The sequence below is a fragment of the Paraburkholderia sp. SIMBA_027 genome, assembly GCF_046535315.1.
Lineage (GTDB): Bacteria > Pseudomonadota > Gammaproteobacteria > Burkholderiales > Burkholderiaceae > Paraburkholderia > Paraburkholderia tropica.
The window spans coordinates 218,908-244,117 of the sequence record NZ_JAWRWY010000006.1; the positions used below are offsets into that span (position 1 = coordinate 218,908).

Genomic DNA, 25,210 nt, shown 5'->3' on the forward strand with positions numbered 1-25,210 from the left:
GGGCCGCGACTTGCGTCGGCGGCCCGTAGAGTGCTGCGGGATGCAGCGAATTGCGCGCCCTCGGCGGGCGCCTGTCATCGTTGTCTTGTCGCTAAACCAGGCCGATTGGCGGCTTAGCCAAACAGCTTCATCGCCTGCGCGAGCGTATTCGTCACGCCCCACACGAGCGGCACCAGCACGTAAAGCCAGAACACCGCCATCAGCGCCTTGTTCGAGGACTTCGTGGTTTGCACGGCTGCATTCGTCATGATGGTCGCTCCTTATTTACCGGCGGCCGCGAGTTGCGCGTCGCTCATGTGATGCTTCTCGTCGACGCGGCGCACCAGCAGATTGCAGATGAAACCGACCACCAGCAGCGAGGCCATGATGTGCACGGTCATCGTGTAGGCGTCGGCCTTCGCCACGCCGTGCGCCACCTGATACGCGCGCACGTAGTTCACGAGCACCGGACCCGCCACGCCCGCCGCCGCCCACGCGGTCAGCAGACGGCCGTGAATGCCGCCGACGAAGGCCGTGCCGAACATGTCCGCGAGATACGCGGGCACGGTCGAGAAACCGCCGCCGTACATCGAGAGGATCAGGCAGTACGCGAGCACGAAGAACACGATGTTGCCGCTCTGCGCGAACTGCGGCACCGCGTAGTACAGCACCGCGCCGAACACGAAGAAGATGAAGTACGTGTTCTTGCGGCCGACCCAGTCAGACGCCGAGGCCCAGACGAAACGTCCGCCCATGTTGAAGAGCGAGAGCAGGCCGACGAAGCCCGCCGCGGCACCCGCCGTCACGGTGTCCTTGAAGCTTTCCTGGATCATCACCGAGGCCTGGCCGAGAATGCCGATGCCGGCCGTCACGTTCAGGAACAGCACCAGCCAGATCAGGTAGAACTGCGGCGTCTTGAGCGCCTGATCGATATGCACGTGCGAGCGCGAAACGAGCTTGCCGCTGGTCGCGGGCGGCGTCCAGCCTGCGGGCTGCCAGCCCGGCGCGGGCACGCGGATCGCGATCGAGCCGATCGTCATCGAGATGAAATAGGCGATGCCCAGCACCACGAAGGTCTGCGCGACGCCGACGCTCGTGTCGCTCGAGAAGTGCTTCATCAGCATCACGGAGAGCGGTGCGGCGATCATCGCGCCGCCGCCGAAGCCCATGATCGCGAGGCCGGTCGCCATGCCGCGGCGGTCCGGGAACCAGCGGATCAGCGTCGAAACCGGCGAAACATAACCGAGGCCCAGCCCGATGCCGCCGATCACGCCATAGCCGAGATACAGCAGCACGATCTGATGCAGATACACGCCGAGCGCCGAGACGAGGAAGCCGCCGCCGAAGCAGCAGGCCGCCGTGAACATCGTGCGGCGCGGGCCGACGCGTTCGAGCCACTTGCCGCCGAACGCGGCGGACAGGCCGAGGAACACGATCGCGAGCGAGAAGATCCAGCCGAGCGAGGTGAGCGTCCAGTCGTCGGGCGACGACTGCGTCACGCCGATCACTTTCGTCAGCGGCGAGTTGAACACCGAAAAGGCGTACGCCTGGCCGATGCACAGATGCACCGCGAGCGCGGCGGGCGGCACCATCCAGCGCGAAAAGCCGGGCGGTGCAATGGTGGCCTCCTTAGAGAAGAAGGGTGCGGGTGCGGTGCCGCGCGTCGAATCCGCAACGCTGCTCATTGGTCGGTCTCCTTGGGAAGCTAAATACGTCATGCCGTGCGCACACGTGCCGGCGCCGCCTCGAAGGCGGCCGGCAATCGCTGAATGGGTCCCCGTAGCGATGGTTTTCCTGCGTGCGCGCACGAAGCGCTTACATGCCGAAAGCTCGGCACGCCCGAACGTTAGTGCCCGGCGCGAGTGTTGGCAATATGAGACAGAAATGCATATGGGCCGAACAAGCCCATGACGGAGGACAGGAGAGCGAAGAAAAGCGCTTGACTGCGGCCCTGTGAACGGGAATCGCGCGATATTTGCGCCGCGCGTGGATCGCGCGGCTCAGGGTAAATCGTTAGTGAGGCGTGGCGTCAAAGCAACCCGACGGCGAAGGCGGCGGCCACTGATCCGGCGACCAGCACCACGCCAATCGTGCGGCGCTTGTTCAGTTCGGTCCACAGCAGCACGCCCGTCAGCGAGAGCAGGATCAGGCTGCCCGCGATGGTGTCCATCAACAGCACCCAGCCGATGCCCATGCCCACGCCGCGGTGCAGATTGTTGAGCGTGGCGAAGAAGGCGCTCTGCGTGCGCCGCACCGAGACCGTGTTGTTGCCCACCCAGTACTCGACGGCGAGGCTCTGGCGCGGCCCCATCAGCGCGAATTGCCACGATTCGGGCTGCACCACGCTTCGGTCGCCCCACGCGACCGGATGCGCCTTCTCGCGGCGGATCTTGCCGGGCTTGCCGTCGAAGGCGAGTTCGCGCTGCAGCCAGTGCGCGAGCGCCTCGGGCGACGGCGGCCGCTCCCCGGGCAGCGCCACCTGCATCTCCTTGACCTGCGGCGCGCCCGACGAAATCTTCATCGGCCCCGCGCGATGGTTGAGCAGGAAACCGGTCACGCCGAACAGCAGACCGAGCACCGCGCCCCACAGGCCCACCCAGCCGTGCACCTTGCGCAGCCATTTGATGAAGGTCGCGCGGCGCGAGCGCTGGCGACGCGCGGCGCGATCGGCAGCGTCGAGCGGTCTGGTGGACGCACCGTCTGACGCATTAGCGGACGGATTGGCGGCATTGCGGGCGGAAGGCGATTCGATCGCGATCTCGTCGACACGGGCATTCACGGGAGCACTCCAGACACGGCGCCGCGCCATGCGCCGCAGCCAAGCTTACAAATGAGAATAGTTATTATTACATATTCGAAAGCCGGGCCGCCGCGAAACCCGCCGTGCGGCCGTCCGCACGCTGGGACGGCGGCGGCGCTTGACAAGCGAATAGCATGACTTTTAAGTGAGGGGATGGCGCAAAAACGCGCATGGCCGGCGCAAAAAGCCCATCGAGCAGGCGACGCACAATCGACCCGGCACGCCCCCATCAACCGCAGCGAAGCCCCCAGAAGGCCGCCATGCGCTACGTCCTCGTTGTTTGCCTTGTCCTGCTCGCGACGCCCGGCGGCGCGAGAGCGGCCGAATTGCGCTCGCCGTTCGAACCGGCCGCGAGCGCGGCGGTGGCGACCGTGACGACTGTCGCGACCGTCGCCGCATCCGACGCCGCCGAGCAGGCGCCCTACACCAACGAGGCGGAAACCCAGACCTTCACGATCAACGCCGACGGCTCCTACACCAAGACCGACACGCTCACGCTGCGCGTGAACACCGAAGCGGGCATCGCGCGCGCGGGCCAGTATTACGTGTGGTTCAACCGCGAGATGGCGCACGTCGAGATTCTCGACGCGTGGACCGAGGACGCCCGGGGCGGCCGTCACGACGTGCGTCCCGACCAGATCCGCGATGTGCAGGAAGTGCGCTCGTTCGACGCGCCGATGTTCCAGGACGTGCAGGACAAGGTGATCGTGTTTCCCGCCGTCGAGCCCGGCGCGCGCGTGCATCTCACCTGGCGCAAGACGCAGCGCGTGCCGCTCGTGCCCGGCTGGTTCAGCGACTTCACGCCGCCCGACATGGCGCCCACGCATAACTTCCGCGTGATCTACGACCTGCCCGCGAACGTGCCGCTCTACGCCGACGCGCGCGGTTTCACGTCGATCGCCCCCGTCACCGCGCGCGGCCGCACACGCTACGAATTCCGCTACGACAAGCGCAATTTCGGCCGCCTCGAATATGGTTCGGTTTCCTACGTAAGCTACGGCGACCGGCTGATGGTCTCCACCTTCCCCGACTACGCGGCGTTCGCGCGCGTCTATCGCGAAGCGGCCGTCGACGCGAGCGCGCGCGACCCCGCCGTCGTGCAACTCGCGCGCACGCTCACTGCGCGCGACGCCACCGAACGCGCGAAAGCGCAGACGCTTTACGACTGGGTGCGCCGCAATATCCGCTACGTGGCGATGAACATCGGGCGCGGCGAGATCGTGCCGCATCGCGTGAGCGAGGTGCTCGCGAACCGCTACGGCGACTGCAAGGACCACGTGGCGCTCTACGGCGCGCTGCTCGACGCCGTGGGCGTGCGCAACACGCCCGCGCTCCTCAACAGCGGCACGATCTACACGCTGCCCGCCGTGCCCGGCTTCGGCGTGATCAATCACGTCATCACGTGGCTGCCGGGCTTGCAGATGTTCGCCGACTCCACCGCGAGCAACGTCGAGTTCGGCTATCTGCCGTCGACCGACATGAACCGCCAGACCGTGCTGGCCGGCGACGGCTCGCTGATGAGCACGCCCGCCACCGCCACCACCACGCGCGACAGCGATCTCGACATCACCGTGGCGGCCGACGGCTCGGCGCGCTTCGTCTATCGCCTGCAATCGGAAGGCTGGGCCGCCGAGCAGACGCGCAGCGTGCTGCGTCTGCAAACGCCCGCGCAGCGCGAGGAATCGCTGCAATGGGAATTGCGCAACGCGAATCTGCGCGGCAGCGCCACGCTCGCGTCGAGTCCGCTGGACGCGACGGGCGGCCCGCTCGTCGTCACGCTCACGGGCACGCTGGACGGCTTCGTCGATCCGCAGATGACCACGCCGGTGCCGACGCTCACGAGCCTCGTGGGCGGGCTCGACGCGAATCTGCGCTACTGGCTCGGCGAGACGCGCCGCACGCAGCCGTTCGTGTGCCGCAACGTGGAGATGACCGAACGCGCGCGCATTGCGCTGCCCGCGAGCCTGCGCGTGCTCGACGTGCCGTCGCCGCAACAGGCGGGCAATGCCTTCGTCGATTACCGCTCGCAGTATCGGCTCGACGCGCAGGCGAACGTGTTGCGCGTGACGCGCACCGGACGCACGCATTTCGCAAGCGACGTCTGCAGCGCCGACGAATTCACGCAGATGCGTCCGGCCTTCGAAACGATGGCGCGCGACCTGCGCGCGCAGTTGATCGTGAAGCCCGCGTCGAAGCCCTTGTTGACGCCCGAAACGGGCGCGGACTAGGCGCGATCGTCAAACCGGCCAGAGCGGCCCTTCCTGCATCGCACCGATCTGCTCGCGCAATTCGAGAATGCGCTCTTCCCAGTAGCGCTGCGTGTTGAACCACGGAAACGCGGCCGGAAACGCGGGATCGTGCCAGCGGCGCGCGAGCCACGCCGAATAGTGGATGAGGCGCAGCGTGCGCAGCGCTTCGATCAGATGCAGTTCGCGCGGATCGAATTCGCTGAAATCCTCGTAGCCCGCGAGCAGATCGGCGAGCGCGCGCGATGCGCCTTCGCGGTCGCCGGGCAGCAGCAGCCACAGATCCTGCACGGCGGGACCCATGCGGCTGTCGTCGAAGTCGACGAAATGCGGGCCGGCATCGGTCCAGAGCACGTTGCTCGGATGGCAGTCGCCATGCAGACGCAACTGGCGCACGTCGCCCGCGCGCTCGAACGCCGCTTCGACGCCTTCGAGCGCGAGCCCGATCGCGGCCTGCCACGCGCCGCGCACGTCGGCGGGCACGAAGTCGTGCTCGATCAGCCAGTCGCGCGGCTCGTAGCCGTAGCTCTGAATGTCGATGGACGGCCGCGCGCGATACGGCTGCGTCGCGCCCACGGCGTGGATCCGTCCGATGAATCGGCCGATCCATTCGAGCACGTCGCTGCGGTCGAGTTCGGGCGCGCGGCCGCCGCGCCGTTCGAACAGCGCGAAGCGAAAGCCCTCGAATTCATGCAGCGAACGGTCCTCCAGCACGCGTGCGGGCACGGCCGGAATCTCGCGCGCGGCGAGTTCGGCCACGAAGGCGTGCTCCTCCAGAATCGCTTCGTCGCTCCAGCGCTGCGGGCGGTAGAACTTCGCGACCAGCGGCTGCGCGTCTTCGACGCCGACCTGATAGACGCGGTTTTCGTAGCTGTTGAGCGCGAGCATGCGGCCATCGGTGCGCTCGCCCGCGGGCATCAGCACGCTGTCGACGGCGTCGAGCACGCACTCGGGCGTCAGGCGCGCGTAAGGTGCGGCCTGGGCCGAATCGGCCGAATCCGCCGGTTGCGGCTCGTCGGAGGGGAAGGAGGTATCGTCGTTCATCCCCGCATTGTGCATCTTGCGGAGCGCGGCGGCGAGCCGCAAACGTGGGGGTCGGGGAAGGTTTGGTTGCCGCGCGGCCGCGCAGTCAAACGTTAAACCGGGCGGCCAGGCAGGCAGCGGGGGCAAGCCCCTTTTCGTAGATCTCGCGTAGATCGCGCGTGGAACGCGCGCAGGCAGAGGCAGACAGCGACAGACAGCGGCGCGCGCGCAGACGGGCCGGGGATCGGCCCGCGAGGCGCAGTGGCGCTCAGTGGACTTTCGCGCCGGCGGGCATGACGTGCTCGCCCGTGTCGATCAGATCTTCGAGAAAAAAGGGCTCGGTATTGAGCTCTTTCGACGCGCCGGGCTCGCCGCTGTACCACGTGACCATGGCCATGTCGCCGAGAATACGTTGCACGATGCCGCGCGCCCCATTGGGCACGGCGATATGGACGGTGCGGACGATAGAACCGATTTGCATGATGTTTCCCCGTTCCCATTGCCGGCTTTCCCGCAGGAAAGACCGGTCACTGTACTGACAAAAACCGCTGCGCACACCACCAGGTTGCGCATGCATCCAACCTGCTCCGACGGCCCGCGTGCACGACGGCATGCACGATTGCGTTCACCACGGCATGCAGCTTCGGATTCGCTGTGCAAGCGCGTTTTGGGCCAACCGGTTTCCCCATTGTTGCCTGTTTGGGCACGCCCGCAAAGCAAAAAAATAGGGGGGCCGAACAATGGCAAAGCCCGCCGCAGACGGGCATGCTGTTACTTTCGCACGCCGCGCGCCTTTGTGCAGCGTCGAATACAGCGTATTCCGTGGCGCTGTTCGGCGAATCCCGCCCGGGCCGCGAAGACCCGTCTCGCGTTGCGCGATTGCGTCGCCCACAACACTTACGAGACGCTGACTGTACCAGATGGTGAACCGGCGCCCGCCTTTCCACCCTTTCGCGTTCGGCACGCGAAGTGCGCCGGCACACACGTCCACGCGAAAGAACACGCACACGAGCGCACGCAAGCACACGCAAGCACGCGCAAGCACACACGCAACCCCATACGCGAGCACGCGCCCAGCCGCCGAAGCCGGTGCGCCACGCGTGAAACCCACATGCAGCGAGGCTGCAACACGGGTGCACACGGGCGCGCGCAGGCGCTATAGTCCAGTCCCAAGGAGACAAACGGCGCGCCGCAAGGGCGAGCCGCCACCGACCACCCCCGATAGCGATCGGACCACCACCAGATAAACACAAGCCGTCCGGACCAGGCGCGCGCGCTGCGCACGCATCGGCGCGGCGCATCGCCCTGAGCGAAGGAATCGCTGTTCCATGTGGATCGTCCGGCTCGCACTCAAGCGCCCGTATACGTTCGTCGTGCTCGCGTTGCTGCTGTTGATCGTCGGGCCGCTGACGATCGTGCGCACGCCCACGGACATCTTCCCGAACATCGACATTCCCGTGCTCTCGGTCATCTGGACCTACACGGGCCTGCCCGCCGACGAGATGTCGCGGCGCATCGCGCTCAACTACGAGCGCGGGCTTTCCGTGGCCGTGAACGACATCGAGCACACCGAATCGACGTCGCTCAACGGCATCGCGATCGTGAAGATCTTCTTCCAGCCGCACGCGAACGTGCAGGAAGCGCTCGCCGAAGTCACCGCGCTCTCGCAGACGCAACTGCGCCAGCTGCCGCCCGGCATCACGCCGCCGAACATCCTGCGCTACAACGCCTCGACCGTGCCGATCCTGCGGCTCTCGCTGTCCTCGCAGCAACTCACCGAGCAGGAACTGTTCGACTACGGCAACAACTTCCTCAAGACGCAGCTCGCGACCGTGCCGGGCGCGAGCGCGCCGCTGCCGTATGGCGGCAAGCAGCGGCAGATCATGGTCGACATCGACCAGCGCGAATTGCAGCAGCACAATCTCTCGCCGATGGACGTCGTCAGCGCGATCAGCACGCAGAATCTGATTCTGCCGTCGGGCACGGCGAAGATCGGCGCGACCGAGTATTCGGTGCTGATGAACGCGAGCCCCGACACCATCGCGGGCCTCAACGACATCCCCGTGAAAACCACGGCGAGCGGCACGGTCTACATTCGCGACGTGGCGCACGTGCGCGACGGCTTCGTGCCGCAGACCAACATCGTGCGCGTGGACGGCCAGCGCGCCGCGCTGCTCACCATCAACAAGAGCGGCAACACCTCGACGCTCGACATCGTCGACCACATCAAGGCGATGATGCCGCAACTGCGCAACCTCGTGCCGTCGTCGCTGAACATCGACCCGGTCGCGGACCAGTCGCTGTTCGTGCGCGCCTCGATCAAGGGCGTGCTGCGCGAGGCGCTGATCGCCGCCGCGCTCACCGCGCTGATGATCCTGCTGTTTCTCGGCAACTGGCGCGCGACGCTCATCATCGCCGTGTCGATTCCGCTCTCGATGATCACCTCGATCATCGCGCTCGCAGCGCTCGGCGAAACCATCAACATCATGACGCTCGGCGGCCTCGCGCTCGCCGTCGGCATTCTCGTTGACGACGCAACGGTCGCGATCGAAAACATCAGCCAGCAGCTCGAACAGGGCAAGACGCTCGAACAGGCGATTCTCGACGGCGCGCATCAGATCGCGATTCCCACGCTGGTGTCCACGCTCTCGATCTGCATCGTGTTCGTGCCGATGTTCCTGCTCACGGGCGTCGCGCACTATCTGTTCATTCCGCTCGCGGAAGCCGTGGTGTTCGCGATGCTCGCCTCGTACTTCTTCTCGCGCACGCTGGTGCCGACACTCGCGAAATACCTGCTGCGCCATCACAAGAGCGCGGACCTTCATCACGAAACCACGCGCAATCTGTTCATGCGCGTGCACCTCGCGTTCGAACGCGGCTTCGAGCGCACGCGCGGGCGTTATCGCGCGTTTCTCGCGGCGCGCGTCGCGCATCCCGTGGGCTTCGTCACGCTCTTTCTGGCCTGTTGCGGCGCCTCGCTGCTGCTGATGCCTTTCCTCGGACGCGACTTCTTTCCGCAAGTCGATGCGGGCACCATCGCGCTGCATCTGCGCGCGAAGACCGGCATGCGCGTGGAAGAAACGGCGGTGCTCACCGACCGCGTCGACGCGCGCATTCGCGCGCTGATTCCCGCGCGCGAGCTGCATTCGATCATCGACAACATCGGCCTGCCGGTGTCGGGCATCAATCTCTCGTACAGCAACACCGGCACCATCGGCACCTCGGACGCCGACGTGCTGATCTCGCTGAACGAAGACCATCATCCGACCGCGGACTACGTGCGCAGCTTGCGCCGCACGCTCAACGACGAATTCCCCGGCGTGCAGTTCGCCTTCCTGCCCGCCGATATCGTGAGCCAGACGCTGAACTTCGGCATGCCCGCGCCTATCGACGTGCAGATCACGGGCCGCGACGCCACCGCCAACCGCGCCTTCGCCGCGCGCCTGCTCGCGAAGCTGCGCAGCGTGCCCGGTCTCGCCGACGCGCGCATCCAGCAGCCCGCCGACCTGCCGCGCATCTTCATCGACGTCGATCGCACGCGCGCGCAACAGGCGGGCTTCACGCAGAAGGACATCGCGAGCGATCTGCTCATCACGCTCTCGGGCAGCCAGCAGACCACGCCCACGTTCTGGCTCAATCCGATGAACGGCGTGAGCTACAACGTGGTCACGGAAGCACCGCAATACTCGATCGATTCGCTCCAGTCGCTCGCCAACATTCCGCTCACCGCGAACGGCCGCAGCAATATTCTCGGCTCGCTCGCGAGCATGCAGCGCGAGGCGGGCGAGGCCGTGGTCTCGCACTACAACGCGCAGACCGCCGTCGATATTTACGGCAGCGCCGACGGCCGCGATCTCGGCGCGGTCTCCGACGACATCCGCAAGATCATCGACGACTCGCGCGCCCAGTTGCCCAAGGGCTCGGCCATCGAACTGCGCGGCCAGGTGCAGACGATGAACGACTCGTTCTCGGGCTTGTTCGGCGGACTCGTGTTCGCGATCGTGCTCGTCTATCTGCTGATCGTGGTGAATTTCCAGTCGTGGCTCGATCCGTTCATCATCATCACGGCGCTGCCGGGCGCGCTCGCGGGCATCGTCTGGATGCTGTTTCTCACGCACACCACGCTCTCCATTCCCGCGCTCACGGGCGCGATCATGTGTATCGGCATCGCCACTGCGAATTCGATTCTCGTCATCAGCTTCGCGCGCGAGCAGTTGCGCGAACATGGCGACGCCGCGCGCGCGGCCATCGAAGCGGGCTTCACGCGCTTTCGTCCCGTGTTGATGACCGCGCTCGCGATGGTCATCGGCATGGTGCCGATGGCGCTCGGGCTCGGCGAAGGCGGCGAGCAGAACGCGCCGCTCGGGCGCGCGGTGATCGGCGGCCTGCTCGTGGGCACGCTCGCGACGCTGGTGTTCGTGCCCGTGGTGTTCTCGCTCGTCTATCGCAAGCTCGCCGCGCGCCGCCAGCGCGCCATCGAACGCGTCGTACCGAAACCATGACGACTTCTCCCCTTCTCACTTTCACGCCGACCGATCATGCACGTTGACGCGCCGCCTCCCGATTCTCGTGAACCTCGCGAACATCGCCGCACGCGCCGCTGGCCGCTGGCCGTCGCCGCGCTCGTCGTGATCGCGCTCGCGGCGCAAGGCATCTGGTCGCGCCACAGCGCGCACGCGGCGCTCGAACAGGACGCGCAGCATGCAAGCGTGCTGAGCGTGCAGGTGGTCTCGCCGCAGCGTTCGCAACACGCGCTCGATCTCGTGCTGCCGGGCAACGTGCAGGCCTTTCTCGACACGCCCATTTACGCGCGCACCAACGGCTATCTGCGCAAGTGGTACGTCGATATCGGCGCGCATGTGAAGGCGGGTCAGTTGCTCGCGGAAATCGACGCGCCCGAAGTGGACGATCAGTTGCGCGCCGCGCGCGCCGATCTCGCGAACGCCGAGGCCAATTACGCACTCGCGAAAACCACCGCCGACCGCTGGACGCAGATGCTGCAAAACCGCTCGGTCTCGAAGCAGGAAACCGACGAAAAGGTCGGCGACATGCTGGCGAAAAAAGCCACGCTCGACGCGGCGCGTTTCAACGTGTCGCGGCTCACGCAGTTGCAGTCGTATCAGCGCGTGACCTCGCCGTTCGACGGCATCGTCACGGCGCGCAACGTGGACGTCGGCGCGCTGATCGACGCGGGCAGTTCGGGCGGTCCGCAAAAGGAGCTGTTTCATGTGGCGCAGGCCGACCGGCTGCGCGTCTATGCGAACGTGCCGCAAGCGTACGCGCAGCAGATCCGGCCCGGCGCGCACGCGTATCTGACGCTCAACGAAACGCAGGGCGCGCGCTATCCGGGCGTGATTGCGCGCTCGGCGGGCGCGGTCGATCCGCAGCAGCGCACGATGCTCGTCGAAGTCGACGTGAACAACGCCGATGGCACGCTGCTGCCCGGCGCCTACGCGCAGGTGCATTTCGCGCTCGACGGCGCGGCGACGCCGCTCACGCTGCCCGGCAATGCGTTTCTGTTCCGGCCGCATGGCGTGATGGTCGCGACCGTCGATGCAAACGATCGCGTGAAGCTCGTGAAGGTGACGCTCGGCACCGACTTCGGCACGCGCGTGGCCGTCGCCGACGGACTCGGCGCGCAGGCGCGCGTGATCGTCAATCCGCAGGATTCGATCGTCGACGGCACGCCGGTGCGCATCGTCGAGCCGAACGCGAAGAAAGCCGCGCCCGCCGGTTCGGAGTCGGAGGGATCATGACGCGGCGCTTTCTCGATCTCACCGCGCGGGCCTTGTGCATCGTCGGCGTGAGCGCGCTCGTCGCCGGCTGCAAGGTCGGCCCCGACTACGTACGGCCGACGGCGCAGGTCGCCGCCACTTACAAGGAAACCGACGCCGACGCAAAAGCGCTCGACGGCACCGGCTGGGCGCTCGCGCAGCCCGCCGACGGCGCGCCGCGCGGCGCGTGGTGGCAGATCTACGGCGACACCGAACTCGACGCGCTGGAAACCCGCGTCGCCGAAGCGAACCAGAACGTGCAGGCCGCACAGGCGCGCTTTCGCGCGGCGCGCGCGAACGTCGCGCAGCAACGCTCCAGCTTCTTTCCGGTCGTGACCGCCGGCGGCGACTTTTCGCGCGCGCGCACCTCGGAGAACCTCGCGTACACCTCGAAGGCCGGGCGCACGATCAACGACTACAGCGTGGGCCTCGACGCCACCTGGGAACCCGACGTCTGGGGACGCGTCGCGCGCAGCGTCGAAAGCGCGCGCGCCAACGCGCAGGCGAGCGCCGCGGACATGCAGGCCGTGCTGCTCTCGATGCAGGCCGAACTCGCGACCGATTACTTCGAACTGCGCGGCATCGACCGCGAGCGCCAGTTGCTCGACGACACGCTCGCCGCCTATCGCGAGTCGCTCGCGCTCACGCAGCATCGCTACGACGGCGGCATCGCCACCGACGCCGATGTCGGCCAGGCGCAGACGCAATTGCAGACCACCGAGGCGCAGGCGATCGATCTCGGCGTGCAGCGCGCGCAGCTCGAACACGCCATCGCGATTCTCACGGGACAGCCGCCTTCCACGTTCACGCTCGCTGTGCTGCCCGGCGCGCCGCTCTCGGCGCAACCGTTCGCCTCGCCGCCCGGCGTACCGTCGACGCTGCTGGAGCGCCGCCCCGACATCGCCGCCGCCGAGCGTCGCGTGGCCGCCGCCAATGCGCAGGTCGGCGTGGCCACGGCGGCGTTCTTCCCGAGCCTGATGCTCGCGGTGACGGGCGGTCTGGAGGCGACGAACTACAGCCAATGGCTCGTCGCGCCCGCGCGCTTCTGGTCGCTCGGCCCGGCGCTCGCGGGCACGCTGCTCGACTTCGGCGGACGCGAGGCGGTGCGCGACGAGGCGCGCGCGCAATACGACGCCAGCGTCGCGCAGTATCGGCAAACCGTGCTCGACGCGTTCGGCCAGGTCGAGGACAACCTCGCGGCGCTGCGCATGCTCGAACAGGAAGCCGTGGCGCAGGATCGCGCGGTGGACGCCGCGAAGCGCACGCTGGCGATCGTCGAGGATCGCTACAAGAACGGTGCGATCACGTATCTCGATGTGGTGGTCGCGCAGACCACGACACTGTCCAACGAGCGCCAGGCGGTGGCGATCGCGCGGCGGCGGCTTGCGGCGAGCGTCGCGCTCGTGAAGGCGCTTGGCGGCGGATGGCGCGCGGCGGCGCTGGATTCGGTCGATGGGGGCGCGCCGACGTCGGCGTCGGCGTCGGCGTCGGCGTCGGTTGCTCACGCAACCAGCGACGCGGCCTCTTCCTCTGCTTCGTCCGCTCCTTCGCACAACTGACGCTGTCGCAGCACGCAAAACCCGCCCCACGCTGCCAATCCACGCGGCACGGATCGTGCAACAGGCGTATCGTTGCGCCTTTGCCATTTTCCGCAAGGAGTTCCAGTCGTGACCGCATCACCGGGCGCCGACCGCAAGACCGCGCCCAGCAGCGCCTCCGCCGCTTCCCCGAGCGCGACCCTTCCCTATATCGAGCGCGGCAGCCCCGCCTTCTGGCGCGCGAGTCTCGCGCTGCTGTTCGCGGGCTACGCCACGTTTTCGCTGCTCTACTGCGTCCAGCCGCTCCTGCCCGCGTTCTCGCAGACGTTCGGCGTGAGCCCCGCGCAAAGCAGTCTCTCGCTCTCGTTTTCCACCGCCGCGCTCGCGGGCGCGATCTTCGTCGCGGGCTTCTTCTCCGAAGGCTGGAGCCGACGCGCGATGATGACGGCCTCGCTCACGGCCTCGTCGCTGCTGACGCTCGCCGTCGCGTTCGTGCCCCACTGGGAAACATTGCTGGTGCTGCGCACGCTCGAAGGCATCGCGCTCGGCGGCGTGCCCGCAGTCGCGATGGCCTGGCTCGCCGAGGAAATGCATCCCGAAGGGCTCGGCCTCTCGATGGGTCTCTACGTCGGCGGCACCGCGATCGGCGGCATGGCCGGACGCGTGATCACCGGCATCTGCACCGACCTGTTCGGCTGGCGCGTGGCCGTGGCCGTGATCGGCGTGCTGGGGCTCTGCTCGATGTTCGCGTTTCGCTCGCTGCTGCCGCCGTCGCGCCATTTCGTGCCCAAACGCGGGCTCGGCTTCTCGCATCACCACGCGGCGCTCATCCGCCACTTCGGACGGCCCGGCCTGCCCGTGCTGTTCGTGATGGGTTTCGTGCTGATGGGGAGCTTCGTCACGCTCTACAACTACATCGGCTACCGGCTGATCGCGCCGCCGTACAGCATGAGCCAGGCGGCCATCGGCGCGATCTTCCTCGTTTATTTGACCGGCGTGGTGGCCTCGCCGTGGTCGGGCCGCATGGCCGACACCTTCGGTCGCGGACGCGTGCTGATCGCGAGCCTCGCGCTGATGCTCGCGGGCGTCGTGCTGACGATGTTCACGCCGCTCTACGCGATCGCCGCGGGCATCGCGTGCCTGACGATCGGCTTCTTCGCGGGCCACGCGGTCGCGAGCGGCTGGGTCGGCCGGCTCGCGCGCGAAGCCAAGGGCCAGGCCGCGGCACTCTATTTGCTGGCCTATTACCTGGGTTCGAGCATCATGGGTTCGGTCGGCGGCCACTTCTGGGCCGGCTGGGGCTGGGGCGGCGTCGCGGGTCTGGTCGCCGTGCTGCTGGTGGCCGGGCTGGCGCTGGCAAGCGTGTTGCGCGCGCGCGAACGCGAAGGCGCGGCTTGATCGGTCAGGTCCGGCGGGGCGGCTGAGGGTGCATCAACGGTGCATCAAACGGCGCAGCCCGGATGCATTCGAGCGCGCATTCGAAGCTGCATTCGAAGCGGCATTCGACGCAGCACGCATCGAATCGAAAGCTGTTCGTAACCTGAAGTCGCTGCGCGCGCGCACCGCACGGTGTCCGTCGCGACGCCGCGAGGTCCCGCCACACGGGCCTGCGCGGCCGTGCGGCGGCGCACACGCGACACGCGTGGGAGGCGTCTCGTTTGCAAGCCTCACCTATACTCGATTCAGGCCCGCAGCCGCAGCGCCGCACGCCGTGCGACAGAAGAAAGCCGTTTGAACGCGCCGCGCCTGCCGCCCCACGAAAAAAGGAGACGAGCATGGAAGGATATTTCACGATCGGCGATTTCGTGATGATCATCCCGATGGCCCTTGCCGGCGCGCTCTTTCTCGGCGCCTTGCCCTGCGCGACCGAATTCCGGCACAACACCTTGCGCGTGATCGGCGCACTGATCGGCGCCATGGTCGCGGTCGCGCTGGTCGAAACGTTGCCGGCGCTGATGTAGCGATTCAGACGGCGCGCAACGGCGCGGACACTGCGGACGTTTGGGGGTTCCGCGTCGTCTGCGAGGTTGTCTGGCGTGGCTGACGTGCGCTTGAGTCCGCTCAGGCGCATGCAGGCGCGCCGTCCTGCGCGGACGCCTGGGCGTGCCGCGCTACGTGCCGCGCTACGTGCCGCGCATGTCAGCGCAAACCGCACTCCCCTACACCCGGCTGCAATCCCTTGAGCTGACGCGCGGCCGCGCGCCAGTACGCCTCGCGCGTCGTCGCGGATGCGGCGGCATCGTCCGCATCATCATGGTCGGCGACGAGCGCGGGCAGCGCGACCCACGGCAGCGTCGGATACAGATGATGTTGCCGATGCAGATGATGATTCATCAGCATCAAGCCGATCACGCGCGGCACCCGAAAGTCGCGCGAGCGACCCGGCTCGTCGAGCGCGACGCCGTAATGCGGCAGGTTATCCGCGAGCGACAGCCACAAGCCGCGCGCGAACATCGCCGCGGCCAGCACCGGCCACGCCTTCCCGTACAGCGCGAACGCGCACGCATACAGCGCCAGCGAGCAGAGCCAGTCGCGCCGTGCGCGGCGGCGCTTTTGCGGATCGGTCGCGTGATTCACAAAAAGACGCTGCACCTGAACGTCCTCGGCGCTCGCGCGTTCGCCGGGCGTGCCCACGCCGCGCGCGACGAGCGTGCGCGCGAGCCGCACCGGCAGAAACGCGAGCAGCGGCACGAGCAGTTCGCCCACATACAGGCCGCCGAGCAGCCGCACGTACCACGCGAGGCGACGCAGCCAGCGCGGGCCGTGTGCATCATCGACGTCGGGACGATCGAACGCCTCGCGCGTGAAGCGGTGATGCATCAGGTGTCCGAAACGCACGGCGTCGAACGGCATCGCCATGCCGATGGCCAGCAAGCGCGCGACGATTTCGTTCGCGCGTCGCGAGCGCAGCAATTGCCCGTGGATGCCTTCGTGAATCAATCCCCAGTGGATCGGCGTGGCGAGCACGACCGGCACGAGCGACGCCATCAGCGCGAAAGTCGGGCCGCCCGCCGCGCGCAACAGCAGTGGCAAACCGAACAACTGATACGCGAGCGCAAGCGTGGCGACGGCGATGAGCGCGGTGTTGGCGCGCAGATCGGGTTTGCGTGCGGGTGTGCGCCCGGGCATGCGGCGGCCTGCCGTGCCGGCGGACGCGCGCGGCGCAGCGGCAGGCGGTGCGGACACTGCCTCGCCCAGGGTACGAACGGCGCTCGTCGACTCCATCGGCAATCCTCAGTGCAAAGACTGCCGCGACGTTAGCAGCGCTCCGTGACAGCCCCAGGACGCGCAGCCTTCGGCGTCGCAAGGCCTGTCACCGCGCATGACAACGTTGATGCCGAATAAAAAACGCCTCGCATGCAGCGAGGCGTCGGGCGTCCATCTTCACGCGTCCGCAAAACGGACGCGCGCGATCAGATGTGCTGATCGGTCGACGGCTTTTCCCACAGATTCACGCCGCCTTCGGTCGCGAAACGATCGATCTCGGCCAGCTCTTCCGCCGAAAACTCGATGTTCTTCAGCGCCGCCACGTTCTCGCGCACCTGCTCCGCGCGGCTCGCGCCGATCAGCGCCGAGGTCACGCGGCCGCCGCGCAGCGTCCAGGCGATCGCCATCTGCGCGAGGCTCTGGCCGCGACGCTGCGCGAGTTCGTTGAGCTTGCGCACGTGCTCGATGTTCTGCGCGCTCAGATGCTCGCTCTTGAGCGAACCGCCGCCCGGACGGTTCACGCGCGCATCTTCCGGCACGCCGTTCAGATACTTGTTCGTGAGCAGGCCCTGCGCGAGCGGCGTGAACGCGATGCTGCCCGTGCCGATGTCTTCGAGCGTGTCGAGCAGATCGTGCTCGATCCAGCGGTTGAGCAGGTTGTACGACGGCTGATGAATCAGCAGCGGCACCTTGTATTCGGCCAGCAGCTTCGCCATTTCACGCGTCTTCTGCGCCGAATACGACGAGATGCCCACGTACAGCGCCTTGCCCTGCTGCACGGCCGTGGCGAGCGCGCCGGCGGTTTCTTCGAGCGGCGTTTCCACATCGAAACGGTGCGAGTAGAAGATGTCGACGTAATCGAGGCCCATGCGCTGCAGGCTCTGGTCGAGGCTCGCGAGCACGTACTTGCGCGAGCCGCCGCCCTGGCCGTACGGACCCGGCCACATGTCCCAGCCGGCCTTCGACGAGATCAGCAGCTCGTCGCGGTACGGACGGAAATCGTCCTTGAAAATACGGCCGAAATTGGTTTCGGCGCTGCCGTACGGCGGGCCGTAATTGTTCGCGAGGTCGAAGTGCGTGATGCCGAGATCGAAGGCCGTACGCAGAATGTCACGCTGCGTCGAAATCGGCGTGGTGTCGCCGAAGTTGTGCCACAGGCCGAGCGAGAGCGCCGGCAGCTTGAGTCCCGACTTGCCGCAAAAGCGGTATTGCATCTCCGAATAGCGTTCAGCAGCTGCTTCGTAGGCCATCGTTTGAATCCTCGACGAGAACAGGTTTTCAGGAAGTCCGGCGGCGGCGCCCGATACACGCGAATGCCGCTCCAGCAGCGGTTTGCGCCCGCTCGATACGCCGCGCGGGCTGCCATGTTAGCCAATCCGCGCGATGCGTGCAGAGGCCCATCATGTGGGATGCGAACATGGACGCCAAAGCGCGGCTCGCCTACACTGCGGCGTCCGTCCAACCCCGGGAGGTCTCTTATGATGAAAGCGGTTTCGTTCGCGCTGATCGCCTGCGGCGTGGTGCTGCTCTACTTCGGCGGCCAGTCGTTTCACTCGTTCTCGAACGACGTTTCGCGCCTCGTGACGGGCGCGCCCACCGACCGCACGATGACGTTGATCGTGGCCGGCGTGGCCGCGACCATTGCGGGCCTCACCGGTCTCGCGCTCAGCGGCCGCCGCCGCTAGCGCATCGGCTTTACATCGGCTGCACGTCTGTTGCACGAAGGGCGCGATGCGTGACGCGCGCGCCCTTTATCGTCGAACCTGCACCGTCAAACCAGCTTGACCTCGGGCTTCGAGGCCGAGCGCGAACCCGGCAGCGGCACGTTGCTCGCGCCGTGGTAGGTGTAGACGAGCGAGAACTTCACGTCGTTGCTCTGGTTCTGGCCCGCCGAATGCAGCGTGTTGCAGTGGAAGAACACCACGTCGCCCTTTTGCAGCGTGGGCGAAATGGCCTGCTCGATCCACGCCTGATTCTCGGGCACGTCGGAGCGGAAGAACTTGGCGGCGTCGAAGCTCGACGACGTGAACGGCGCCGTATGCGAACCCGGCACGAACCACAGGCCGCCGTTCTCGACCGTTTCCGGCCCGAGCGCGAGCCACACGGAAACGAGGTCGTCGCGTTCGAACGACCAGTAGCGCACGTCGCGATGCCAGCCCGTGAGGCTGCCGTACGCGGGATGCTTGGTCATCATGCAGTTGTGATGCACGCGCGAGAGCATCGGCTCCTCGCCGAAATACAGCTCCATCCAGCCCGCGATTTCCGGCGACGTGGCCCACGACGCGAATTGCGGATCACGCCCATAAGCGTCGAGCAGACGCCGCACCGTATGACCGCCCGGCGCGTCTTTCGAATCCGGCGCGCCAGGATAACGCAGGTCGGCTTCGAATTCGACCGGCGCCTGCGCCGCCTTCAACTGCTCCTGCGCGGTGCGCTTGATCTCGTCGCAACGCTCGGGCGCGACGAGGCCCGGCACGACCACGAAACCGCGCTCGCGCAGCGCCTGCACCTGTTCTTTCTTTGACTGAACTGACATGAGACTTCCGTTATTCGAGGCCTGCGAAGGCTGCGCACCGAAGCGGCTCCGATGACGCGCGAGGCGCGCAGCAGCGGCGCCCCGAGGCCTGTTTGCCCGAGCCTGCGCCGTTCGCTCGATTGTAAAGCGTGCGGGCTCGGGCGGAGGCAAGCGTTAGCCATCCGGATGATATGTGTGCGTGCGCAATCCCGCGCCGGCGGCGAACGTATCCGGAGCACGCCGATGGCGCACGCGCACCGCGATGGCGAGAAAGGGCGCGATGACATGCTTCTTTATTGAGCACACGCGGGTATTAACCGACTTTCTGGCGTCACGATTCGCGTGTAGTCTGCGCGCATGCAGTTTCATCGCACTTCACCTCCAATGCGCGGACGGACCGCCAGCCAGACCTTGCCCAGCAAGGCGCTCGCCTCTTCGGGCCGATCCCCGCGCTCACTCTTTCGCCTTGCGCACGCCCAGCGTCTCGCCGCGCGAATTCCGCTATCGTGACTTCCCTGCAAACAGGCACGTTTGGTGCTCGAAGCATCACGTCGCGCGAGGCGCACACCGAACCCGATTCCGCACACGCCATGCATACCCTTTTTGATACTCGCCGTATGACTCGCGCCGCACTGAAGGCCGCGCGCCCCCGCCGTCATGTCGTCCGCGCGCTGCGCCATCACGCCGCACGCACGCACGCGCTCGCCCAGCACGTGCGTGAAGCGCGCCCCGTCGACGGCATGCGCGCCTGGTTCCACGCGTTCTTCTCGGTGCTGCGTCAGCGCGCCGGTTCGCGCCACTTCTCGCTGCGCACGCTGCTCTATCGTCCGAACACGACGCTGCGCACGCTCGCCGCGCCCTCGACCGTCCATACGGCGCGCAACACGCGCCGGCCGCGCCGCATGGGCGCGAGCAGCGAAGGCTGGTTCGGTTTCGCGATGCGTTAAAAGACACGCGCAGAAAAACAAAACCCCGCACGGGCGCGAGCCCTGCGGGGTTTTTCATGGCGCGTGCGACGCCGCTTGTGCGGCATCGAACGGCGCAGCGTGCTTACGCCAGCGCGACGACGGGTTCCGTGCCGGCGGCTTCAGCCAGCGCGAGCGCCTTGTCGGTGGCTTCCCACGAGAATTCCGGCTCTTCGCGGCCGAAGTGGCCGTAAGCAGCGGTCTTTTCGTAGATCGGACGCAGCAGGTCGAGCATCTGGATGATGCCCTTCGGACGCAGGTCGAAGTGTTCGCGCACGAGCTTCGTGATGGTCGCGTCCGAAACCTTGCCGGTGCCGAACGTGTTGACCATGACCGAGGTCGGCTCGGCCACGCCGATCGCGTACGAGACCTGAATCAGGCAGCGCGACGCGAGGCCGGCGGCCACGATGTTCTTCGCGACGTAACGGCCGGCGTAGGCAGCCGAACGGTCGACCTTCGACGGATCCTTGCCCGAGAACGCGCCGCCGCCGTGCGGAGCTGCGCCGCCGTACGTGTCGACGATGATCTTGCGGCCCGTGAGACCGCAGTCGCCTTGCGGGCCACCGATCACGAAACGGCCGGTCGGGTTCACGAGGAACTTGATGTCGCCCTTGATCAGGTCGGCCGGCAGGACGGGCTTGATGACTTCTTCGATCACGGCTTCGCGCAGCGTGCCGAGGTCGATGTCCGGCGAGTGCTGCGTGGACAGCACGACCGTGTCGATCGCGTGCGGCTTGCCGTCGACGTAGCGCACGGTGACCTGCGACTTCGCGTCCGGACGCAGCCAGGGCAGACGGCCGTCGCGGCGCAGGTTCGACTGGCGCTCGACCAGACGGTGCGAAAGGTGGATCGGCAGCGGCATCAGCTCGGGCGTTTCGTCGCACGCATAACCGAACATCAGGCCCTGGTCGCCCGCGCCTTGATCGAGATTGTTGTCGTGCGCGCGGTCCACGCCCTGGGCGATGTCCGGCGACTGCTTGTCGTAGGCGACGAGCACCGCGCAGCCGCGGTAGTCGATGCCGTAGTCGGTGTTGTCGTAGCCGATGCGCTTGATCGTGTCGCGCGCGACCTGGATGTAATCGACGTTGGCCGTGGTGGTGATTTCACCGGCGAGCACGACGAGACCCGTGTTGCAGAGCGTTTCCGCTGCAACGCGCGAGTATTTGTCTTGCGTAAGGATGGCGTCGAGAATCGCGTCCGAGATCTGGTCGGCGACCTTGTCCGGATGGCCTTCCGAAACGGATTCGGAGGTGAAGAAATAATCGTTTGCCACGTGTAAGGCTCCTTGTAGCTGGTGACGGTGGTACTCACGTTGCCAGCTTCGGGCCTCGAAGCGGCGACGCTTTAGCGGATTACCAGACCGGCGCGCCTGCAGATCGGTCGAAAAGAACGATGTGCGGCAAACCGGCTTCGCCCCGCAAGTTGTCAGTTAACTCGGCGAAGCCCGTATTATAGCGACTTCCCTAATTTGTCGCAGAGTCGCCGCGCGTGTTGTCAATCGCCTTCTCCAGTTCGTTTATGCCAGTCTTGGGAGCCGCATCATGCTCGGCAAGCTAGGCTCCCGTTTCGCCATCGGCCTGCTCAAGCTGTTCGCGATCTTGCCCTATGGCTTCGTCGCGCGCCTCGGCGACGGCCTCGGCTGGCTGCTTTATCAGATCCCGAGCCGCCGCAAGCGCGTCGTGCACACCAATCTGCGCCTGTGCTTCCCCGAGTGGAGCGACGAGAAGCGCGAGGACGTGGCGGGCAAGCATTTCCGCCAGGCCATCCGCAGCTATATGGAGCGCAGCGTGCAGTGGTTCGGCTCGGCGAAGAAGCTCGAAAAGCTGATCCAGCTCGACAGCGAAGTCGATCTCACCGATCCCGATCTGCCGCCCACGCTGTTCCTCGGCCTGCATTTCGTGGGGATCGAGGCGGGGTCGATGTTCCTGAACTACTCGCTGCATCGCCCGTGCGGCTCGCTGTATCAGCCGTTCTCGAACCCCGAGTTCGAAGCCGCCGCGAAAGCCGGCCGCAGCCGCTTCGGCGCCGAAATGGTCAGCCGCGCGGACAGCGCGCGCGCCGTGCTGCGCTGGCTGCGCGACCGCAAGCCCGTGATGCTCGGCGCCGACATGGACTACGGCATGCGCAATTCCACCTTCGTGCCCTTCTTCGGCGTGCCCGCGTGCACGCTCACGGCGGTCGGGCGTCTCGCGAAAGTGGGCCATGCGCAGGTCGTGCCGTTCATCGGCGAGGTGCTGCCCAATTACAAAGGTTATCGGCTGAAAATCTTCAAACCTTGGGACAATTACCCGACCGGCAACGACGAGGAAGACGCGCGCCGCATGAACGCCTTCCTCGAAGAGCAGATTCCGCGCATTCCCGAGCAGTATTACTGGGTGCACAAGCGCTTCAAGACGCGGCCGCCCGGCGAACCGAGCGTCTACTCGTAAGCGTCTCGCCACGACCGAAGGCGCGCGGGCGCGGGTCCGCGCGTCGCTTACAATAACGGCATGAAACTCAAATTCACCAAGATGCACGGCGCGGGCAACGACTTCGTCGTGCTCGACGGCTACAGCGAAGACCTTGCGCTCACGCCCGAGCGCGTGCGCGCGCTCGCCGACCGCCACTTCGGCGTCGGCGCCGATCAGTTGCTGCTGGTCGAAAAGCCGACCGTCGACGGTGTCGACTTCCGCTATCGCATCTTCAATTGCGACGGCGGCGAGGTCGAGCATTGCGGCAACGGCGCGCGCTGCTTCGTGAAATTCGTGCGCGATCGCAAGCTCACCACGGCGGACCGCATCCGCGTGCAGGTGCAGAACGGCATCATCTCGCCCGCCATGCAGCCGAACGGCGAAGTCGTGGTCGACATGGGCAGCCCGGTGTTCGAACCGGCGCGTCTGCCGTTCGACGCGAGCGGTCTCGAAGGCCGCCGCGAAGGCAACGACACGCTCTGGCCGATCGACGTGAACGGCGAGACGCGCTGGATCTCGGCCGTGTCGATGGGCAATCCCCATGCGGTGCAGGTGGTCGAGGACGTCGAGGCGTATCCGGTGCTCACGGAAGGTCCGCTCGTCGAAACGCATGCGCGCTTCCCGAACAAGGTCAACGCCGGTTTCATGGAAATCGTGTCGCGCACCGAAGTGCGTCTGCGCGTGTTCGAGCGCAGCGCGGGCGAAACGCTCGCGTGCGGCACGGGTGCGTGCGCGGCGGTGGCGGCGGGCATTCGCCGCGGTCTGCTCGATACGCCCGTGAAGGTGCACACGCACGGCGGCACGCTCACGATCGACTGGGACGGCGCGCGCGACGAAAACGCATCGCTCTTCATGGCCGGTCCGGCCACGACCGTCTTCGAAGGCGAGATCGAGCTGACAGTCTGAGTCGGCTCGGGCCGCCCGAGCCACTGCGGCACACGCAACACCCATCGGCAGTACACATCAGAAGCACCGCAGCATCGCATCACGCATGGCGCGCCGCCGCGCGCCGCTTCTTCACCGAAAGCGTCTACAACATGAACGATCGCGAAGTCGCCGACTACCTGCTCGCCCACCCCGATTTCTTCGTCGAGCACGCCGAACTGCTGGCGACGATCAAGCTCGGCAATCCGCACGGCAAGGCCGCCGTGTCGCTGCAGGAGCGCCAGATGGAAATGCTGCGCGAAAAGAACAAGCACCTCGAACTGCGCCTCGCCGAGCTGCTGCGCTACGGCCACGAGAACGACGGCATCGCCGCGCGCTTCGTGCGCTGGACTTCGCAGGTGGTCGCCGAGCGCGATCCGCATGCGCTGCCGCGCACGATCGCCGGGCAATTGCGCGCCGAATTCGACGTGCCGCTCGCGGCCCTGCGCGTCTGGGACGTCGCCGACGCCTATGCGCAAGCGGACTTCGCGAAGCACACGGGCGAGGAAGTGCGCCTGTTCGCCAACAGCCTCGACGTGCCGTATTGCGGCGCGAACACCGGCTTCGAAGCCGCGCAGTGGCTCGCCGCCGCGCCGGGCGCCGAAGGCGAGGAGCAGCCGACGCAGTCGGTCGCGATCGTCGCGCTGCGCCGCCGCGCGAACGACGAGGAAGGCGACCCGAGCGGCGAAGCGTTCGGTCTGATCGTGCTCGGCTCGCCCGATCCGCGCCGCTTCCACGACGGCATGGCCACCGATTTCCTGCGCCAGATCGGCACGCTCGCGAGCGCGGCGCTCTCGCGCCTGCTGCCGCACTGACGCAGCCGCACTGAATTCGCACTGAAGCCGTGAACGCGCCCGATCCGATCGCCGACTACCTTGCCGAGCTCGAGCACGTGCGCCGCCTGTCGGCGCACACGCTGCGCGCCTACGCGCACGAACTCGACGAGCTGAAGAAGCTCGCCAAGGGCCGGCCGCTCGAACGCGTCGAAGCCGCCGAGGTGCGCGGCGCGGTGGCGCGCGCGCACGCGGGCGGCCTCGCGGCGCGCTCGATCGCGCACCGGCTGTCGGCGTGGCGCGCGTTCTATCGCTGGTATGCGGGGCGTGTCGAGCTCGACGCAAATCCCGTCGCCGCCGTGCGTGCGCCCAAGCGCGCGAAGACGCTGCCCAAGGCGCTGTCCGTCGACGACGCCACGCGCCTCATGGAGGCGCCGAATCCCGCGAGCACAGGCGCGGACAGCCTCGAAACGCTGCGCGACCACGCGATGCTCGAACTGTTTTACTCGTCGGGCCTGCGCCTCGCGGAACTGGTCGGACTCGACGTGCGCTACATCCGCCGCGACGGTTACGAGTCGTCGAGCTGGTTCAAGCGCGACGCCGCCGAAGTCGAAGTGCACGGCAAGGGCAACCGCCATCGCGTCGTGCCGGTCGGCAGCAAGGCGCTCGCCGCGCTCGACGCCTGGCTCGCGGTGCGCGACGCCTGGATCAAGCACGACGACGCGCCGCTGTTCGTCTCCGTGCGCGGCAACCGCATGGCGCCGGGCGTGGTGCGCGAGCGCGTCAAGCGCGCGGCGCTCGCGGCGGGCATTCCGGCGAACGTGCATCCGCACGTGCTGCGGCACTCGTTCGCCACGCATCTGCTGCAATCGAGCGGCGATCTGCGCGCCGTGCAGGAACTGCTGGGCCATGCGAGCATTTCGGCCACGCAGGTCTACACGTCGCTCGATTTCCAGCATCTCGCCAAGGTCTACGACAACGCCCATCCACGCGCGAAGAAGCGCGATTAGGGGCAA

General features: G+C 66.9%; 21 protein-coding genes. 12 read left to right on the plus strand and 9 right to left on the minus strand.

Annotated elements, in window-relative coordinates; all coding sequences use genetic code 11:
• Window positions 1-113: 113 nt before the first annotated feature.
• The 3 genes from SB764_RS13645 to SB764_RS13655 all read right to left on the minus strand — a co-directional run bounded on the left by SB764_RS13645 (window position 114) and on the right by SB764_RS13655 (window position 2,731).
• The gene (locus SB764_RS13645; protein ID WP_065061915.1) at window positions 114-248 is read right to left on the minus strand and encodes a DUF1145 domain-containing protein; all 135 of its coding nucleotides are present in this window, start codon (window positions 246-248) and stop codon (window positions 114-116) included.
• A 12-nt stretch (window positions 249-260) separates the two neighbouring features.
• Window positions 261-1,664 (minus strand): OFA family MFS transporter, encoded by a 1,404-nt coding sequence (locus tag SB764_RS13650; RefSeq protein WP_065061913.1) that lies wholly within the window; start codon window positions 1,662-1,664, stop codon window positions 261-263.
• 344 nt (window positions 1,665-2,008) lie between these two features.
• Window positions 2,009-2,731, minus strand: coding sequence for a PepSY-associated TM helix domain-containing protein (locus tag SB764_RS13655; protein ID WP_408733800.1), 723 nt, complete (start codon window positions 2,729-2,731; stop codon window positions 2,009-2,011).
• 308 nt (window positions 2,732-3,039) lie between these two features.
• Between SB764_RS13655 and SB764_RS13660 the strand changes: the two genes are divergently transcribed.
• Window positions 3,040-5,007, plus strand: a complete 1,968-nt coding sequence (locus SB764_RS13660) for a DUF3857 domain-containing transglutaminase family protein (protein WP_410863791.1) — start codon at window positions 3,040-3,042, stop codon at window positions 5,005-5,007.
• A 9-nt stretch (window positions 5,008-5,016) separates the two neighbouring features.
• On the opposite strand, the gene SB764_RS13665 is transcribed toward SB764_RS13660, so the two are convergent.
• Together SB764_RS13665 and SB764_RS13670 are read right to left on the minus strand one after the other, a co-directional pair.
• Window positions 5,017-6,069 carry a serine/threonine protein kinase gene (locus SB764_RS13665; RefSeq protein WP_321901236.1) on the minus strand — a complete coding sequence of 351 codons (1,053 nt, stop codon included), beginning with the start codon at window positions 6,067-6,069 and terminating at the stop codon, window positions 5,017-5,019.
• A gap of 247 nt (window positions 6,070-6,316) precedes the next feature.
• Complete coding sequence (locus SB764_RS13670) at window positions 6,317-6,529, minus strand: hypothetical protein (protein ID WP_065061911.1); 213 nt, start codon at window positions 6,527-6,529, stop codon at window positions 6,317-6,319.
• An 847-nt stretch (window positions 6,530-7,376) separates the two neighbouring features.
• On the opposite strand from SB764_RS13670, the gene SB764_RS13675 reads away from it, so the two are divergent.
• The 5 genes from SB764_RS13675 to SB764_RS13695 all read left to right on the plus strand — a co-directional run bounded on the left by SB764_RS13675 (window position 7,377) and on the right by SB764_RS13695 (window position 15,321).
• Window positions 7,377-10,550, plus strand: a complete 3,174-nt coding sequence (locus tag SB764_RS13675; protein ID WP_410863793.1) for an efflux RND transporter permease subunit — start codon at window positions 7,377-7,379, stop codon at window positions 10,548-10,550.
• A 36-nt stretch (window positions 10,551-10,586) separates the two neighbouring features.
• Complete coding sequence (locus SB764_RS13680) at window positions 10,587-11,804, plus strand: efflux RND transporter periplasmic adaptor subunit (protein ID WP_321903961.1); 1,218 nt, start codon at window positions 10,587-10,589, stop codon at window positions 11,802-11,804.
• Complete coding sequence (locus SB764_RS13685) at window positions 11,801-13,381, plus strand: efflux transporter outer membrane subunit (RefSeq protein ID WP_410863795.1); 1,581 nt, start codon at window positions 11,801-11,803, stop codon at window positions 13,379-13,381. Before SB764_RS13680 ends, SB764_RS13685 begins: the two co-directional genes overlap by 4 nt.
• Before the next feature lie 108 nt (window positions 13,382-13,489).
• Window positions 13,490-14,758: an MFS transporter gene (locus SB764_RS13690; RefSeq protein WP_410863797.1), complete on the plus strand. Its 1,269-nt coding sequence runs from the start codon at window positions 13,490-13,492 to the stop codon at window positions 14,756-14,758.
• Between the two features lie 377 nt (window positions 14,759-15,135).
• On the plus strand, window positions 15,136-15,321 hold the full coding sequence (locus SB764_RS13695; protein ID WP_065061901.1) for a hypothetical protein: 186 nt from the start codon (window positions 15,136-15,138) through the stop codon (window positions 15,319-15,321).
• A gap of 178 nt (window positions 15,322-15,499) precedes the next feature.
• On the opposite strand, the gene SB764_RS13700 is transcribed toward SB764_RS13695, so the two are convergent.
• Complete coding sequence (locus tag SB764_RS13700; protein WP_080180595.1) at window positions 15,500-16,585, minus strand: fatty acid desaturase family protein; 1,086 nt, start codon at window positions 16,583-16,585, stop codon at window positions 15,500-15,502.
• 188 nt (window positions 16,586-16,773) lie between these two features.
• Window positions 16,774-17,817: an L-glyceraldehyde 3-phosphate reductase gene (gene mgrA / locus SB764_RS13705; protein ID WP_065061899.1), complete on the minus strand. Its 1,044-nt coding sequence runs from the start codon at window positions 17,815-17,817 to the stop codon at window positions 16,774-16,776.
• Between the two features lie 228 nt (window positions 17,818-18,045).
• Here mgrA and SB764_RS13710 point away from each other — a divergent pair, with 228 nt between their 5' ends.
• Window positions 18,046-18,252, plus strand: a complete 207-nt coding sequence (locus tag SB764_RS13710; protein ID WP_065061896.1) for a DUF3185 family protein — start codon at window positions 18,046-18,048, stop codon at window positions 18,250-18,252.
• Between the two features lie 86 nt (window positions 18,253-18,338).
• Here SB764_RS13710 and SB764_RS13715 read toward each other — a convergent pair whose 3' ends face one another.
• On the minus strand, window positions 18,339-19,103 hold the full coding sequence (locus tag SB764_RS13715; RefSeq protein WP_205994880.1) for a phytanoyl-CoA dioxygenase family protein: 765 nt from the start codon (window positions 19,101-19,103) through the stop codon (window positions 18,339-18,341).
• Between the two features lie 569 nt (window positions 19,104-19,672).
• Here SB764_RS13715 and SB764_RS13720 point away from each other — a divergent pair.
• Window positions 19,673-20,029 (plus strand): hypothetical protein, encoded by a 357-nt coding sequence (locus SB764_RS13720; RefSeq protein WP_065061893.1) that lies wholly within the window; start codon window positions 19,673-19,675, stop codon window positions 20,027-20,029.
• Window positions 20,030-20,132: 103 nt separating this feature from the next.
• On the opposite strand, the gene metK is transcribed toward SB764_RS13720, so the two are convergent.
• Window positions 20,133-21,320: a methionine adenosyltransferase gene (metK, locus tag SB764_RS13725; RefSeq protein ID WP_065061891.1), complete on the minus strand. Its 1,188-nt coding sequence runs from the start codon at window positions 21,318-21,320 to the stop codon at window positions 20,133-20,135.
• Between the two features lie 268 nt (window positions 21,321-21,588).
• On the opposite strand from metK, the gene SB764_RS13730 reads away from it, so the two are divergent.
• The 4 genes from SB764_RS13730 (at window position 21,589) to xerC (ending at window position 25,204) form a co-directional block, all read left to right on the plus strand.
• A complete protein-coding gene (locus SB764_RS13730) occupies window positions 21,589-22,476 on the plus strand; it encodes a lipid A biosynthesis lauroyl acyltransferase (RefSeq protein WP_065061889.1) in 888 nt (295 codons plus the stop codon).
• Window positions 22,477-22,536: 60 nt separating this feature from the next.
• The gene (dapF, locus tag SB764_RS13735) at window positions 22,537-23,403 is read left to right on the plus strand and encodes a diaminopimelate epimerase (protein ID WP_321903957.1); all 867 of its coding nucleotides are present in this window, start codon (window positions 22,537-22,539) and stop codon (window positions 23,401-23,403) included.
• A gap of 131 nt (window positions 23,404-23,534) precedes the next feature.
• The gene (locus SB764_RS13740; RefSeq protein WP_065061885.1) at window positions 23,535-24,236 is read left to right on the plus strand and encodes a DUF484 family protein; all 702 of its coding nucleotides are present in this window, start codon (window positions 23,535-23,537) and stop codon (window positions 24,234-24,236) included.
• A 29-nt stretch (window positions 24,237-24,265) separates the two neighbouring features.
• Window positions 24,266-25,204, plus strand: a complete 939-nt coding sequence (gene xerC, locus SB764_RS13745) for a tyrosine recombinase XerC (RefSeq protein WP_065061883.1) — start codon at window positions 24,266-24,268, stop codon at window positions 25,202-25,204.
• Window positions 25,205-25,210: the final 6 nt, after the last annotated feature.